The 16414-nt window shown below is 55.9% G+C and carries 9 protein-coding genes; 6 read left to right on the forward strand and 3 right to left on the reverse strand.

Annotation, left to right across the window (positions count from 1 at the left end; translation table 11 throughout):
• Positions 1-14 precede the first annotated feature (14 nt).
• From FH603_RS11060 to FH603_RS11070, 3 genes are all read right to left on the reverse strand, one after another.
• Positions 15-1046, reverse strand: coding sequence for an SDR family NAD(P)-dependent oxidoreductase (locus FH603_RS11060; RefSeq protein ID WP_186737552.1), 1032 nt, complete (start codon positions 1044-1046; stop codon positions 15-17).
• A gap of 108 nt (positions 1047-1154) precedes the next feature.
• Entirely contained in the window at positions 1155-2144 is a 990-nt protein-coding gene (locus tag FH603_RS11065) for an alpha/beta fold hydrolase (protein ID WP_186737553.1), read from the reverse strand.
• Between the two features lie 79 nt (positions 2145-2223).
• A complete protein-coding gene (locus tag FH603_RS11070) occupies positions 2224-2487 on the reverse strand; it encodes a hypothetical protein (protein ID WP_186737554.1) in 264 nt (87 codons plus the stop codon).
• A gap of 229 nt (positions 2488-2716) precedes the next feature.
• Here FH603_RS11070 and FH603_RS11075 point away from each other — a divergent pair, with 229 nt between their 5' ends.
• The 6 genes from FH603_RS11075 to FH603_RS11100 all read left to right on the forward strand — a co-directional run bounded on the left by FH603_RS11075 (position 2717) and on the right by FH603_RS11100 (position 16390).
• Positions 2717-3340: a hypothetical protein gene (locus FH603_RS11075; protein WP_186737555.1), complete on the forward strand. Its 624-nt coding sequence runs from the start codon at positions 2717-2719 to the stop codon at positions 3338-3340.
• 280 nt (positions 3341-3620) lie between these two features.
• The gene (locus FH603_RS11080; protein ID WP_186737556.1) at positions 3621-7793 is read left to right on the forward strand and encodes a hybrid sensor histidine kinase/response regulator transcription factor; all 4173 of its coding nucleotides are present in this window, start codon (positions 3621-3623) and stop codon (positions 7791-7793) included.
• A gap of 281 nt (positions 7794-8074) precedes the next feature.
• The gene (locus FH603_RS11085; RefSeq protein ID WP_186737557.1) at positions 8075-11287 is read left to right on the forward strand and encodes a SusC/RagA family TonB-linked outer membrane protein; all 3213 of its coding nucleotides are present in this window, start codon (positions 8075-8077) and stop codon (positions 11285-11287) included.
• A gap of 13 nt (positions 11288-11300) precedes the next feature.
• Entirely contained in the window at positions 11301-12953 is a 1653-nt protein-coding gene (locus FH603_RS11090) for a RagB/SusD family nutrient uptake outer membrane protein (protein ID WP_186737558.1), read from the forward strand.
• Between the two features lie 119 nt (positions 12954-13072).
• A complete protein-coding gene (locus FH603_RS11095) occupies positions 13073-14314 on the forward strand; it encodes a glycan-binding surface protein (protein WP_186737559.1) in 1242 nt (413 codons plus the stop codon).
• 189 nt (positions 14315-14503) lie between these two features.
• The gene (locus FH603_RS11100) at positions 14504-16390 is read left to right on the forward strand and encodes a 3-keto-disaccharide hydrolase (RefSeq protein ID WP_186737560.1); all 1887 of its coding nucleotides are present in this window, start codon (positions 14504-14506) and stop codon (positions 16388-16390) included.
• The last annotated feature ends 24 nt before the right edge of the window (positions 16391-16414 follow it).

The raw sequence follows: 16414 nt of genomic DNA on the forward strand, positions 1-16414 counted from the left end.
ACCGTTTAATCGGTCTAACGGGGTATCTCGTTATTATGTTTGGCAGCTTCGTCTGTTAGTGTTGTCAGTACCGACCCGGTAAGGGCCGTTTCGCTATCCTTGCCTAAAGCCCGCTGCTCACCGATACCGCCGGGTGCGGGCAGGGTTTCGTTGACTACCGCCATCAGCTCACTCAGGAAATTTGGCGCTACCCCTTCCAGAGCCGCCCCGATCTTAGCAGGCAATGTAATGATCCGTTCGGCTTCACCGTACCGACAGGCATCGATGACCTCGCGGGCACAGTCATCGGCTGCGATCGTGAACAGCGGCAGCGAATCTCCGATCTTGAACCAGGCATACTCCTTTTCGTTCTGTCCCTTGAAAATCGCGTTGCGCGGGCTACCCGTCCGAATCAGGCCGGGGCAGATGGTCGTGACGTAGATATCGTTTTTCAGCAACTCGGCCCGAAGTCCTTCCGAGTACCCAACGAGCGCAAACTTACTGGTTGAGTACGGCATCAGGTGCGGTACGGCGACTTTACCACCAAATGAGGCAATATTGACGATACGGCCCGATTTTCGCAGCAGCATTTGCGGCAGTACGGCGTTGATCATGTGAAAAGCCGCCCAGAAATTAACATCCATCGCATCCCGGAAATCATCTTCGGTAGCATGCTCATACGGCGTTACGATGATGGTCCCGGCGTTGTTGATGAGCACGTCGACCGGACCGATTGCCTGCCGGACTGCCTCCACGAAAACCTCTACCTGCACCTTGTCGGTGATGTCGCAGACCTGAGCGAATATATCGACACCATATTGCTGTAGCTGCGATTCGGCCCGGGCCAGTTCGGCTTCGTCGCGGGCGCAGATCGCTACATTGGCACCTTCGCCCGCCAGCTGGCGCGCCAGTTCCAGCCCCAGCCCCCGCGAACCACCGGTGATGAGAACCGTTTTATGCCCAAAATCGATTTTCCGTTTTTGATTGAGAAAGGCTTTAGCTACGGCCCAGGCCCCTACGCCGGCCAGGCCCCATAATACTGCTTTTGTTGAGAGGGAAGCGCTCATAATCGATCAGGTTGTTGGGTTACAGACACCCGTCCAAAAGACCGGATGCCTGTTCAAACAACAGGTGTTCGAGCGGAAGGTTGGCAAGTCTGAGTGAATGGTACCTGATCAGGGCTTAAAAAAGGCCGTCACTTCCCGGCGAACGGTAGCTTCTTCGCAGGACGTAGCCAGGTGCCCGCACTCGCCGGTCAGCTGGACCAGCGGCACCTGTAAGGCACGGGCCAGTTCGCTCGCCGGACCGGGGGTTACCATGTGGTCCTGCGTGGCTACGATCACCAGGAGCTTCGCCCGTATGGCCGATTTGAGTTCGGCCACTGTCCGGCCCCGGTAAATGTCCTGGCCAATCATAGCCCGCAGCTGCGACGCCCAGTTGTAGGGGTTGGTTTCGGCGGAGTTGATCTCTGTTTTCCGGACGAACTCCGGTTCCTCTTCCGCGTTCATATGCCCGAAAAAGTAGCCGGGTGTCGAGAGGTTCAGTTGATGCAGGGCCGACACGATTTGCATAGCTTCGGCGGAGAAGTTACCCCGCTCCAGAATAGCCAGCTGCGTTCCCCAGAAGAGCCGGTCGTAGCTGCTCTGTTTCGGCGTCCCTACGATGGGGACGATTTTGTCGACAAAGTCCGGATAGGAAACCATCCATTCGAAGGATTGCATTCCGCCCATCGAAATGCCCGTAACGGCGTAGAGATGGCTCAGCTTCAGCGTTTTCGTGACCAGTCCATACTGTGACCGGACCATATCCCGAATCGTAAACGTCGGGAACTGCGCCCCTGGCTGAGCGGTGCTGCTGGAGGGTGACGACGACACGCCGTTTCCGATAGCATCGACGACAATAGCGTAGAACCGGGTACTATCTGCCACACCACCGGGACTGGCTACAAACGCTTTTTGCTGCGATGTACCGCCAAACCACGTCGGTACCAGAATAGCGTTGGAGCGACTTCGGTTGAGCGTCCCATAGGTCCGGTAGCCGATCCGGCAATTACGGATCGTCTGGCCGTTTTCGAGCAGCAGATCACCTATGTCAGCGAAGCGTTGCTGGGCGAAGGTGGTGAGCGAGACCAGTAAAAACAAAAGCAAAAAAATTGACTTATGCATGAAAAAGGGGGTTTGGCAGCTAGTTACCAAAGCGCACCCCTACCCATTCTTACTTTTAGTTACCGGGGCTTCTCAGGACTCAATCGCTGATTACGACCAGATTGGCGGGCGGCTCCCAGGCTCCGTCGCGCCACTCGCACACGAATGTTTCAGACGAGATGCCCCAGAGGACCCATTTGCCGGCGTTGATCGTCTGGCTGGTATTCTGCCGGTATTCCCGAACCGTTATAGGTCCTAATTCGATGGTCTGATTGGCTGCTGTTCCAGCGGGCAAATTGGCTAAAGCCACCTTATAAACCGATTCCTTGACGATGTACTCTACGTGTGTGTCCCTGCGGGCCATGATGGTGTTCCTTTTCAGAAGTAACCTGTCGCCAGTAGGTATTGTTATCTGGGACGTATTAAGAAATAATCAGCCGTTCCCTAATGATTAGAGAACAAAAGCTACCAAAACGAGGATTTATCGCATTACCTACTCTTGTAGGTAACAACCCAGGCCAATGGCCGGATAACTGATTTTGCTGTACTCAGCCGCCTGTTGACCTGAACCCACAGACTAGCCGATAAACGTTATGAACCTACGTAAAGTAATCGATAAAATTGGTCAGGAGGTAGACACCCTGGCCGGAAACCAGACCAAGGACCTCACGTACCAAAGCGACCATACCTATTCCAACGACCGGACGGCTGCTCAGGCTTTCCTGCGGTCGAAGGCAAAGCTGTTTGCCGTCAACGACTGGTCGACCATGCCCGAACCTACGGCTACCTTCGAGCTACATGACCCGCAGGGGAAACCTAAACACAGCGATACGCTCATCGTTGGCGACTATATCCGCATCGAGTTACCACTCCCCGGCCACTTACCGGCGAACTGGGTGCAGGTATCAGCTCTCCGGGTTACCGATACGCTGGCAGAGTTTACGGTAGTTCCCTGCAAAAATCCGCAGGCTGAACAAACCGACGAAAACGCGCCCGTAGAGCACTTTTTCGGACCGGAGGCCAGCAGTACCTTCCGCGTCGAGCGCCAGGCCAACCGGCTCATCGCATCGGAGCTGGGTCGTAATGAACGGGTCAATAACGACGAGAAGACGGCGGGCGACCGGGGCATTATAAATACCCTGATAGCAGCCGGAGGTTGGGCTTTCTTCCAGGAAATGCAGTGGAAAAAGCTCACCGAATACCTGGTCCATCTGTAAGCAGGCAACACTTTCCTACCGGGGTATACGCCGTCGAAAGCCGCCCGCCAGCCTGTCTGAACCACGCTCTAGTCAACGAGTCCCGCGGTTTAAACAGGCCGACGGGCGGTCTGGCGTCGGCTGGTTCAGGCATCAATTGAAAAAATGCTAATCATACACATATAACCTATATATTTAATGCTTTGATAAACGGGCGTATTCGTACGATACGCAGCGAGTAACTTCCCTGACCAATTCAATTCAACATTCGCCCTATCTGGCAGGACAAGAAGGGGTAACCATGCGATCTGTACCGTATACACTAAGCCTGGGTCTATGGCTGCTCTGGGGCCTGACATCCGGGGCCTGCGCGCAAACACCCCCCTATGCCTTTAGCCGGTTGACAACCTCACGCGGACTGTCGAATAATCAGGTAAACTGCCTGATGAAAGACAGGCAGGGATTTCTGTGGGTCGGTACCATGTCGGGACTGAACCGCTACGATGGGTATTCCTTTCGGGTGTTCAGACATGCGTTCCGTGATTCGACGTCTATCCCCGGCAATTACGTAAATCGAATGTTCGAAGATCCGCTGGGGCGTATGTGGGTCAAAACCCGAACCGGCGATGCGGTTTACGACCCATCGACCGAACGCTTCGACCAGAACACTCTTCCCCTGCTACGGGCACTGGGCCTGCCCAACACGACGCTCAACAACATCCATAAGGACAGACAGGGTAATTACTGGCTGCTGACATCGGCCGGTGCGTATTACTACCGAACGGCAACCCGGCAAACCGAAGCCGTTCGCCACCGCCCAACCGATCGACAATCGCCTGCCGACGACAATCTGACAGCCCTTCAGGAAGACAGCCGGGGCGCAGTCTGGCTCCTGCATCGGTCCGGTTTGCTGGAGAAACTGGATGCCCGAACCCACCGGGTTATCGACCGTAGCCAGGCCCTCCAGCAGAAAAACAACAATCAATTATACGACTATCAGCTCTTCATCGATGCCGATAACGACTTGTGGGTCCATACAGGCAACGAGGGCAAAGGCGTTTATTTCATCGACACCCACACGGGCAAACTAACTCATATTCAGCGGAATGTGGGAGCAGCATCGCTCAACAACAATCTCGTTCGGGACATCACGCAGGACGAACAGGGCCTGATCTGGATTGGTACCGACCACGGTGGCATCAACCTGCTCGATAAGAAAACAGGGACCATCCGTTACCTGCGCCATAATCCCGCCGACGACAGCAGCGTGGGGCAAAATAGCATCTACGATTTCTATCGGGATGCCGATGGTATCATCTGGGTAGGCACGTTCAAGCAGGGCATTAGCTATTACCACAAAAACAACCTGCGCTTTTCGCTCTATCGCCACCGGGCCTCGGACCCGGCCAGCCTGAACGACGACGATGTGAACCGCTTTGCGGAGGATAAAAAAGGAAACCTCTGGATCGGCAGCAACGGCGGGGGCCTGAGCTATTTCGACCGGGCCAGCAATCGGTTTATCCCATCGGCCGCGTTTGCCCGGGCGGCCGGTCCCAACAGCGTGATCGTGAGTATGCTGATCGACCATGAGCAGACACTGTGGGTGGGCACCTACATGGGTGGACTCTATGCCATCCGGGGCGACAAGGTGACGGCTTATAAACATGATGAGGCCAATCCGGCCAGTATCGCCAGCAACAATATCTGGGAGATCTATGAAGACCGGCAGCAAAATCTCTGGATTGGCACCCTCGAAAGCGGGCTCGACCGGTTCGACCGGCGGCAAAACCGGTTCTATCATTACCGGACGACCGATGGCAAATCGATCCATTCCGATTACATTTCCTCTATCCTGGAAGACCAGGCGGGTAACCTCTGGATTGGCACCGCTTACGGTATTGATGTTCTCGACGGTCAGTCGGGGCGTTTCCGGCAGTATGTCAACTACAATCAGGACCCCAACGGCCTCAGCAACAACAACATAAATACCCTGCTGGAAGACAGCCGCGGTACGATCTGGGTCGGCACCAACGAAGGGCTCAACCGGTTCGACCAGGCGACGGGGACGTTTCGCGCGCTTCGGCAGGAAGATGGCCTGCCCGATAATACCATCCTGACGCTGGTGGAAGATGCCAGCCATACCTTGTGGCTGGGTACACCCAGCGGCCTGTCGCAGTTGATCATCCGAAAAAATAAGGCAGGTCAGGATACGTTTACCTCTAAGAATTATGATGAATCGGACGGTCTGCCGGGACGGGCGTTCAACGATAACGCAGCCTACAAAACCAGCCGGGGTGAGCTGGTCTTCGGCGGGGCCAGTGGCTTCACGATTTTCCGACCCGAAACCTTCCGGGCCGATGCGCCCCGGCCAACGGTCGTCCTGACTGACCTACAAATCTTTAACCACTCCGTTCGTCCCGGTCAGGAGGTCGACGGGTCGGTGGCACTGAACCAGTCCATCACCAAAACCCCCGGCATTACGTTAACCCACCAGCAGAACGTTTTCTCCATCGAGTTTGCCGCCCTGAATTTCGTTCACCCCGAAAAAAGCCGCTACCAGTACAAACTGGAAGGGTTCAACGACGACTGGCTAACCGCCGACAGCCGGGTTCGGAAAGCCACGTTCACCAATCTGAACCCCGGCGACTACGTGTTCCGGGTACGGGTGGCCGACAACGACCGGGGCTGGAACCAGGACGGCAGTCAGCTGACGATCCATATTTTACCCCCCTTCTGGAAAAGCCCGCTGGCTTATGTCCTGTATGGCCTGCTCATCATCGGGATTCTGCTGCTCGCCCGCTGGATTCTGCTCGAACGGGCGCGGCTCAACTTCCGTATGGAGCAGGACCGTCGGCATGCGCAGCAGATGCACGAACTGGACGAGATGAAGATCCGGTTTTTTACCAACGTCAGCCATGAGTTCCGTACGCCGTTGACGCTGGTTATCAGCCCGCTGGAACAGCTTATCAAAAAAGAAGACGATCCCGGCCAGCAACGACAGTTCCTGCTCATTTACCGCAACGCGAAACGACTGCTCAACCTGGTGAACCAGTTGCTTGATTTTCGCAAAATGGAGGTGCAGGGCCTGCGGCTTCACCCCACACGGCACGACATCGTCGACTTTTGCCGGGAGATCTTCTACTCCTTTTCCGACCTGTCGGAGAAAAAGCATATTCATTTCACCTTCGACGCGAACGTAACCGAGCTGGAAACCGTGTTCGACCAGGATAAGCTGGAACGGATTCTGTTCAACCTCCTGTCCAATGCCTTCAAGTTCACCCCCGAGCATGGTCAGGTGGCGATTACAGTCCAGGTGCCGGACCCGACATGTCAACCGCCGTCCGACACGGAGACCGAGCGCTGGCTGACCATTCAGGTCATCGATACGGGTATTGGCATTGCGCCCGCCCAGCAGGAAAAGATCTTCGAGCGCTTCTTTCAAAGCGATCTGCCCGGTTCTCTCATCAACCAAGGGAGTGGTATCGGGTTATCCATCACCCGCGAGTTCGTTCAGCTGCATGGCGGCACGCTGTCGGTAGAGAGCGTGCCCGACGGGGGCAGCACCTTCACGGTTCGGTTGCCGATGCGGACAGAAACGGAGCTGGCAGCGCTATATCAACCGGTTCGGGAAGCCGTTCTGACAGCCGAAGTTGCGTTGCCATCCGTTATGCCCGGAAATCAAACCGGAAAAAGAGGGGGTAAAAAACCGGTGTTACTGGTCGTGGAGGACAACGAAGATTTCCGGTTCTACCTGAAAGATAATCTCAATCGAGAGTACACGATTCTGGAAGCGGCCAACGGAAAAGAAGGCTGGCAGCTGACACAGGCCCACTTGCCGGATCTGGTTGTGAGCGATGTGATGATGCCCGAAATGGACGGTATCGCCCTCTGCCGCCGGATCAAGGACGACCGGCGAACGGCCCACATACCGGTGCTGTTGCTGACCGCCCGCTCGGCCGAAGAGCAGCGGCTGGAGGGCTTCGAGACCGGTGCCAGCGACTACATCACTAAACCGTTCAACGTCCAGCTTTTGCTCGCCCGCATCCGAAACCTGATCGCTCAGCAGAATCTCCTGTTAAAAGCCCTTCAGCCGGGTCCGAACCTAACGCCAGGCGAGGTAGCGGTGACATCGCTGGATGAGAAACTGGTTCAGAAAGCGCTGAGTCTCGTAGAGAAGAACATAGCCAACCCCGACTTTTCGGTAGAGGAACTGAGCCGGGAACTGGGCATGAGCCGGGTCCATCTGTACAAGGAACTACTGGCCCTGACCGAACGATCGCTCATCGAATTTATTCGCACCATCCGCCTGCGCCGGGCCGCTCAGCTGCTGGGCAAAAGTCAGTTGAGCGTCGCCGAGATCGCGTATCAGGTTGGGTTCAACAATCCCAAGAACTTCACTAAGTACTTCAAACAGGAGTTTGGTGTTATTCCTTCTCAGTATGCCGTAGGGAACCAGCAGCAGCCCACGGAATGAGTGCCAAAACGTCAATTTTTGGTGGCTTAATTGACTATTTCTTATAGAAGAACCGGGCTTGTTAACATTTGAGCCCCCTTTCTGAAACAAATTCAGCAGCCACTTAACAAAACAGCCCCTTTTTCCTAACAATAGGCCCCGTCCCAAAACGACGGGGCCTATTAGTTTTGATACAAAAAAAATAGGTTTTATACAATGATGTGGATCGACCTGCTCAACCCCGCGTAAACAGCCTCTGCGTATAAATCCTTATCACTAGCCTCATTAAACTGCTACTAAGTATGTCGCTTTTCTACAGGTCCAGCTACGGACAAGATCCTTACCACGGATTTTTCCGTAACCAATGTAAACTCCTTCTTTTTCTCCCGCTGGTATTGTTCAGCCTCGCCAGCCTCGCCAGCTTCGCCCAGACGCCCACGTCCCGGATCCGGGTTACGGGTAATGTATCCTCGCAACAGGATGTACAGGGTATCCCCGGCGTCAGTATTCTGGTAAAGGGCACGGCCACCGGCACCACGACCGATGCCAGCGGCAACTTCGCTATTGATGCGCCCCGCGCAGGTACGCTTATCTTTTCGTATATCGGATACGTCAAGCAGGAAGTCCCCATAGGTGGCAAGACGAAACTGAGTGTCCGGCTCCTCGAAGATGTCAATAACCTGAACGAAGTTGTGGTCGTTGGCTACGGTCAGATCAAGCGGGCCGATCTTTCGAGCGCGCAGACGACGATCAGCTCCGCCGACATTCAGAAAACCGTTAACACAACGCTGGAACAGGCCTTGCAGGGCCGGTCGGCCAACGTATATGTTACCCAGAACACGGGCCAGCCCGGTGGCGGCATCTCGGTCAATATTCGCGGGGTCAACACCATCAATGGCTCCAACGAGCCGCTCTACGTCGTCGATGGTGTGCAGATCTCGGGCGCACCCGGAAGTCCAGGCTCACCCGCAGGTTCGTATGGCGTTTCCAGTTCCATCAACCCCCTGGCGGGTCTGAACCCGACCGATATCGAGTCGATGGAAGTATTGCAGGGCCCCTCGGCAACGGCTATCTACGGGTCACGCGCTACCAATGGGGTGGTGCTGATCACGACCAAGCGGGGTAAGGCCGGGCAGACCAAAATCAACTATAATTTCCTGTACACCTTACAGGATACACCCAAGCTGTTGCCCACGCTGAATCTGCGTGACTATGCCGGCCTGGTCAACGAATACCGGCAATTGAACGGGCAGACGCCCATCCCGGAATTTCAGGACCCGTCGCTGCTGGGCGAAGGCACCAACTGGCAGCGCGAGCTATTCCGGCAGGCACCCCTCATCAAGCATCAGTTGAGCCTGAGTGGCGGAACCGAAAAAACGACCTACTACCTCTCGGGTGAATACTTCAACCAGCAGGGCGTAGCGGTTGGGTCTGCGTTCAACCGGTACTCGATGCGTCTGAACGTGGACAACCAGACCCGCAGCTGGCTGAAGATCGGAACGAACCTGAACCTAAGCAAAACCGAGGACCGCGTTACGCAGACCAACAACGACCTGATCAACCTAGCCATCGAGCAGTCGCCTAATATTCCGCTGAAAAATCCCGATGGGTCATGGGGCGGACCAACCAACCCGCAGTTTGCCGTTAACAACCCCATCGCCATCGCCAACTTGATCGACAACCGGGTCAACCGGGTGAATGTGCTGGGTGGTATCAACGCAGACATCACATTGATGAAGGGGCTGATTTTCCGGAACTCGTTCAATGGCAACGCCCAGTTCAGTACCAACAACACGTTTACGCCGACTTACCAGCTGGGCACCATCATTAACAACACGGCCTCGGCCAGCAAAGGCAGCGGCAACAACTACTACTGGAACCTCAACCAGTTACTCCAGTACGATACGAAGATTGGCCGCCACAGCATTGGTGGCCTGATCAGCCATGAAGCGCAGGAAAGCACCTACGAAAATTTATCGGCGGGGGTACAGGGTTTTGTGACGAATAACATTCCGGAACTGTCGCTGGGCGATCCCAAGACGGCGACCAACAGCAGTAGCAAAGGCTCGTGGGGCATGGAGTCCTACCTGAGCCGGATCAATTACACGTATAACGACCGGTATATCGTGCAGGCGGCTTTCCGCGCCGATGGGTCGCCGAGCTTCGCCCCGAACAAGCGCTGGGGTTACTTCCCGTCGGTATCAGCCGCGTGGCGGGTATCGGAAGAGCCGTTCATGAAGCAGATTCCGCAGATCAACGAGTTCAAGATCCGTTTCGAAACCGGCCTGACAGGTAACCAGGGCAACCCCGGTTATTTCTCGGCGCTTCAGCCCGTGGCTACCCCCTGGGGCACCGGCTACCTGGCCCGCAACTACGCCAACCCCGACTACCAGTGGGAAAGCACCATGACCTATAACCTGGGTTTCAACCTCAACATGTTCAGCAACCGGATTCAGCTGGAAGGTGATTTCTACCTGAAAAAGACCGACAACCTGATCATGAACATTCCCCTGCCAACCTATATGGGCACAACTGGTTCAGGCTCTATCGGGCCACCGCTGGTGAACATCGGGGCGCTGGAAAACCGGGGCTACGGCCTGACCCTCAACACCGTCAACGTAGACCGGGGCGGCTTCAAGTGGAGCAGCAACATCAACGTGTCGGGTTTCCGCAACAAGCTGAGCAAGCTCTACGCCGAAACGGCGACGCTCGACCGGCCGTACTGGTTCATGGAGAACTTCCTGGCCCGTTCGGTAGTCGGCCAGCCCGCCTTCCAGTTCTTCGGGTATCAGCGGGAGGGAATCTTCCAGACCGTTGAAGAGATCAACAACTCGGCCATTCCGGCGGGCAACACTGTTGGCGTCAACAGCACCTGGGTAGGCGATATCAAATACAAAGACCTGAACGGCGACAAGATCATCGACGCCCGCGACCAGACGTTCATTGGCAACCCCTGGCCGAAAATGACCCTGGGCTTTACCAACAACCTGTCGTACCAGAACTTCGACCTGACGGTGCTGCTTACCGGCTCCTACGGTAATGACATCTATAACTTCGTCAGGTTCCGCAACGAGAATCCCGGCCGTACCAACGTTGGCCGGGGCCTGCTGGCCGGTGCTATCGACTATGCCCGTCTGACCAATGACGCTGTGAATCCAACCCTGATCAACACCAACGCCCAGCGACCCCGGATCACGGGTGCCGATGGCAACGGCAATGCCAACCGGGCTACCCAGGATTACGTAGAAGATGGTTCCTACACCCGCATCAAGAACATCCAGCTTAGCTACTCGGTCCCTAAATCGCTGGTGAGCCGGCAAAAAGTGGTGCAGGGCCTGCGCGTTACGGCCGGCGTCCAAAATGCCTTTACCCTTACCAAATACAAAGGATACGACCCGGAAGTGGGTGCCTTCGTAGGAAGCGGATCCAACCCCGGCTCGTCGGTGATTGGCGTCGACTACGGCCGCTATCCGCTTACCCGCATGTATACGCTAAGTGTTGGTATCGACCTATAACCAAGAGCAACTCATGACAACGAACATACGTTTAAAATACTTCGCCTTCATCGCTTTCGTCCTGATGATGACCGGCTGCAACAAAGAGTTTCTGGACCGGCTTCCGCTCGATACGCTCGTGGATGCCACCTATTACAAAAACGCCGATCAGGTGCTGATGGGGACGGCCCCGCTGTACAACATCGTGTGGTTCGATTATAACGATAAAGCCTCGTTCGCCCTGGGCGATGCGCGGGGGGGAACGCTGTTTTCGGGCAGTAGCTGGACCTCACACGTGCGGTTCAACACCTCGGCGAGCGAGCCCGAAGTGGCCCTTACCTGGCAGTCGTTCTACAACATCATCGGCCAGTGTAACACCATCATCCGCAACATCAACACCTATGCCGACGCGGGTGTGCCGGAGAACATCAAGCAGCACGGGCTGGGCGAAGCGCGGTTCATGCGGGGACTGGCCTACGCCTACCTCGTCCGGAACTACGGCGCGGTACCGATCATAACGGACAACACCAAACTGCTGACCGACACGACCCAGACCCGTAACACGGTTGAGAGCGTATGGGAGTTTGTGATTCGTGACCTTCGCTATGCGGCCAAGACGCTGCCCGCCACACCCGTCCAGAAAGGCCGGCTGACGAAATGGTCGGCCGAGGGGATGCTCTCCCGGATGTTTCTGGCCCGTTCGGGTCTGGGCAAAACGGAAGGCAACCGGTCACAGACCGATCTGGACAGCGCCCGCTACTACGCTGGTGATGTTATCAGGAACAGCGGGGCCAGTCTGATGCCCAACTACGAAGACCTGTTCAAGACCCAGAACAACAACAACCCCGAAAGTCTGTTTGCGCTCCAGTGGGTGTGGAACGGGCCGCAGTGGGGAACGCAGAACACGATGCAGGCCTACCTGGCTTTTAATTCGAGCATTACGGGCTTCAGCGATGGGTGGGGCATTGACCACGGTGCCACCGCCGATATGCTGAAAGCGTACGAACCCGCCGACTCGATCCGCCGGAAAGCGACGTTTATGTTCCCCGGCGACCAGTACCGATACATCCACCAGCTGGTGCCCGACCCGGCAAATCCGGGCAAGCAGCTTACTCAGGAACTGGTGGTGCCGCTTACGAACACGACGCGGGCCAATGTAAAGAAATACGTTGTCGGGCTTCCTTCAGACAACGACGGCAAAGTGAGTTTCATGCACACGGAGATCAACAGCTACATGCTCCGGCTGGCCGAAGTGTACCTGATTTATGCCGAAGCCATTATGGGCAATGCCGCATCGACCAGTAACGCCGATGCCCTGACCTACTTCAACGCCGTCCGGAAACGGGCCGGGCTGGCCCCGAAAGAGCGGATTACGTTCGATGATATCTTCAAAGAGAAGCGGATCGAACTGGCCATGGAAGGCACGCAGTGGTATGAGTTCGTGCGGCTGTATTACTTCAACCCGGCCAAGGCGAAGACGATGCTGAGCGGTATGAACAAGAGTACCTATACCATCACGCCAGTGGCTAACAGCAAAGTGAAACAGTGGAATATTGTCTTTCCGGCCACGGTAACCACCTATCCGGTTGACGATGCGCGGTTCTTCCTCCCCTACCCGGATGTAGAACTGACCAAAGCGCCCAACCTGCGCAAAGCACCGGTGCCTTTTGATTTCAGCAACTATTGATGACGTAGTAGGTAGTAAAGGTGTCGGGTTTGACCGGGCTGGCGCTCCCGAACCCGACACCTCCACTGCCCTACCGCCCACAGCCAACATCCATCCGATCTCCAATCCTGGCATATCCAATGAAAGCTTTTTTTAGTTTCGCAAACGCCTGTCGTTTTGCCTCTTTAGTAACCCTGATGGCCGGTCTGTTCTGGCTGTCCGGCTGTCAGAAAGAAGACGTAGGCGCCCCGCCCATTGTTACACAGGTCCGGCTGTTGAACCCGGCCAGCAAAGACAGCACCTTCACCAGCGCGCTGCCGGGTACGCTGATCGTTATTCAGGGTCAGCATCTGGACAAAACCCTTAACGTCTTTTTCAACGATTTCCCGGCGGCCTTTAATCCGGTCTATAACACGGATGAAAACCTGATCGTATCGATTCCGGCCAGCACCCCAACCGCCGTGACCGCCCCCTCGGTGTCGAACAAACTCCGCATCGTGACGACGCGTGGCGAAACAACCTTCGACTTCACCATCGTTCAGGCACCACCGGCTATTACCAGCATTTCCAATGAGAACGCCAATCCGGGGGAGACCATCACCATCGCGGGCGCTAACTTCTTCGGGGTCAGCAAGGTCGTTTTCCCCGGCAATCTGGCCGTTGATTCAACCCAGTTTACCGTCAATAAAGAAGGCACCCTGCTTACGGTGGCGGTCCCCAAAAACCTGACGCAGAGCGGCCCGCTATCGATGGTGGCTACTTTCGGGACCGTGAACACCCCCGCTCCCATCAATTACAGCAGCGGAGCCGGTGTGCTCTGCAACTTCGACGATCAGAATACGTTCCAGTCCTGGTCGATCAAGATGCAGAACGACGCGAAACTGTTTCCGGGTACGCGCGGCAATTACGGCTACTTCTCGGTGAAAGGCATTGTGGGCGGCAACGGCGAGTGGTGGACCGAGGGCCGGTCGCTAAACACCAACCCCAGCGTTTGGGTAGCCCCGGCCAACCTGAAAAACCCGGTAAGCGATTATGCCCTGAAGTTCGAGATCTTCGTGAAAGCGCCCTGGAAAACCGGCACTCTGCAAGTTATGCCCAGCCGGACACCTATGCCTACCAGTTACGTATACAATTACACACCCTGGAAAATAGGCACAGCGTCGATCGATTTCACCACCCCCGGCTGGCAGACGGTAACCATCCCGCTCACCGAGTTCAAAACCAACAACGGCCTGGGCGAATCGGCCCCTTCGCTAACTGCCCTGCTGGGCGATACCGGCTCGAACGCGATCCTGATGCGGCTCATTGCCGACACCGACGGCATGGGCGAAGTGTCGATGGCAGTCGATAACATCCGGGTAGTTTCCAACAAAGCCAAGTAGTGTAAATAGATTCATGTATTTTTGATCTGCGGAACCCTATATCGACTATTCCGATACGTTGCTTCGTTCTATTTTGGCGATCACTGACCTTTTCAAACCAGTAAACAGGCTGAATGCTCCCGCAGAAAACGGGAGCATTCAGCCTGTTTACTGACTTCACCCGTGCCTACTATCTGTTTCCCATTAATTATGCAACGTACCTTTTGTTGTTCTCTTCTGTGCCTGCTGCTCTACGCCCTTGGTGTATCGGCGCAACCCAATGAATTACCCTCCGTACCCATTACCCTACAGAATCTGGCTGACTTCAAATCCACCGGCAGCAACTGGAAAATTGTGGGCGATGCTTTCTACGACCTGAACAAGGCCGGGAAAGGCAGTACGAAGTCCGGCACGGGTGTTCTGGTCAATGACCCGTCCGGGAAAAGCAACGGTCACCTCTTCACCAGCATGGAGCACGGTGATCTGGCACTGGATCTCGACTTCATGATGGAAAAAGAATCGAACTCCGGCATTTTCCTGCAAGGACGCTACGAAGTGCAGTTGTTCGACAGCTGGGGTGCTAAGGTGCCGAAATCGAGCGACTGCGGGGCGATCTACGAACGCTGGGACGAAAGCCGTCCCGAGGGCCGGAAAGGGTACGAAGGACACCCGCCCACCCAAAACGTGGGCAAAGCACCGGGTCTTTGGCAGCACCTGAGCGTCGTTTTCCGGGCACCCCGGTTTAACGCAGCGGGCGAAAAAACCAGCAATGCCCGCTTCCTCAAGGTAGTGCTCAACGGCGTGACCGTTCAGGAAAATATTGAAGTGCTCGGCCCCACCCGGTCGGCGGCTTTTCAGGACGAAAAACCGACTGGCCCGCTCATGATCCAGGGCGATCATGGTGCCGTAGCTATCCGCAACATCCGCTACAAGTCGTACGGCATTGAGCCGGTAACGCTGACGAAGATGAAGCTGAGCGCGTATGAGGGCAAGTTCAGTTCGGTCAGCGACTTAAATTCGCTAACCGCCAAACGTGAACTGGATATCGATGTGCTGGCCCATTCGGCACCCGGCAGCCGGGATAAGTTCGGTGGCAAGATCACTGGCACGCTGCACATTCCCCGTACCGGGCAGTATCTGCTCAACCTCAACCTGAACTGGATTCCCGCCGAAACCAACCCGGCTAACCCGAACGGAGCCGGTGAGTTACAGATCGACAGCAAGCCCGTTATGAGCATCAGCGGCAAAAATGGGGGCACAACCTCGGCCATGGTATCGCTGGAAGCAGGCGACCATCCGGTGGTGCTGGCCTACTACAAAAACTTTGGTTTGTGGTACGCCCGCAGCAACGACATCCTGCTGGCCGTTGAAGGGCCGGGGGTTCAGTACACCCCCCTGAACCAGATCATACGGGCCGAAGACCCCGTGGGCGAGATATCGGTCCTGGCCAGCAATGAGCCGGTCATGCAGCGCGGCTTTGTTAACCACCACGGCCGGAAGCATACCCACACCATTTCGGTTGGCGAGCCGGGTCAGGTGAACTACAGCATCGATCTGAACAAAGGCGAATTTCTGCAAATATGGCGGGGCGACTTCCTCGAAACGACACCCATGTGGTACGGACGGGGCGAAACCCAGCTATCCGTTCCCCTGGGCAGTGTGATCGAGCTATCGGGCAAGCCATCGCTGAGCGTACTGGCCGATCAGAACACGGTCTGGCCCGATTCCAACGCTACCTATACGAACCTGGGCTACGACATCGACAAAAACGGCCGTCCCGTTTTCAAGTACACGCTGGGTGGGGCGCAGGTCCGGGAGTCGTTTGCCGCCGGAGAGGATGGTCATAAGCTATCCCACTCATTTACGGTAACCGCCCAGGGTACTCCGGGTGAGATCTGGTGCCGCATAGCCGAAGGCAGCGACATCACCGAACTACCCAACGGCCTGTATGCCGTGAACGACAAGCAATATTTTGTTGAGCTTCCGGGAAAACAGAAACCGGTTATCCGAACAACGGCGCAAAAGACCAGGGAGCTGCTGCTCCCGGTAAAATCGGCGAACAACGGTGGCACGGTCACGTACTCACTTATCTGGTAAACGCTCATTTCCCTGACAGTACCT

It is taken from the genome of Spirosoma utsteinense, from assembly GCF_014282275.1.
Lineage (GTDB): Bacteria > Bacteroidota > Bacteroidia > Cytophagales > Spirosomataceae > Spirosoma > Spirosoma utsteinense.

Bases quoted from the DNA above. Each gene is read 5' to 3' on its own strand.
- FH603_RS11070 (WP_186737554.1), bottom strand. From the start codon at position 2,487: ATGGCCCGCAGGGACACACACGTAGAGTACATCGTCAAGGAATCGGTT.
- FH603_RS11100 (WP_186737560.1), top strand. From the start codon at position 14,504: ATGCAACGTACCTTTTGTTGTTCTCTTCTGTGCCTGCTGCTCTACGCC.
- FH603_RS11085 (WP_186737557.1), top strand. From the start codon at position 8,075: ATGTCGCTTTTCTACAGGTCCAGCTACGGACAAGATCCTTACCACGGA.
- FH603_RS11060 (WP_186737552.1), bottom strand. From the start codon at position 1,046: ATGAGCGCTTCCCTCTCAACAAAAGCAGTATTATGGGGCCTGGCCGGC.
- FH603_RS11095 (WP_186737559.1), top strand. From the start codon at position 13,073: ATGAAAGCTTTTTTTAGTTTCGCAAACGCCTGTCGTTTTGCCTCTTTA.
- FH603_RS11065 (WP_186737553.1), bottom strand. From the start codon at position 2,144: ATGCATAAGTCAATTTTTTTGCTTTTGTTTTTACTGGTCTCGCTCACC.
- FH603_RS11075 (WP_186737555.1), top strand. From the start codon at position 2,717: ATGAACCTACGTAAAGTAATCGATAAAATTGGTCAGGAGGTAGACACC.
- FH603_RS11080 (WP_186737556.1), top strand. From the start codon at position 3,621: ATGCGATCTGTACCGTATACACTAAGCCTGGGTCTATGGCTGCTCTGG.
- FH603_RS11090 (WP_186737558.1), top strand. From the start codon at position 11,301: ATGACAACGAACATACGTTTAAAATACTTCGCCTTCATCGCTTTCGTC.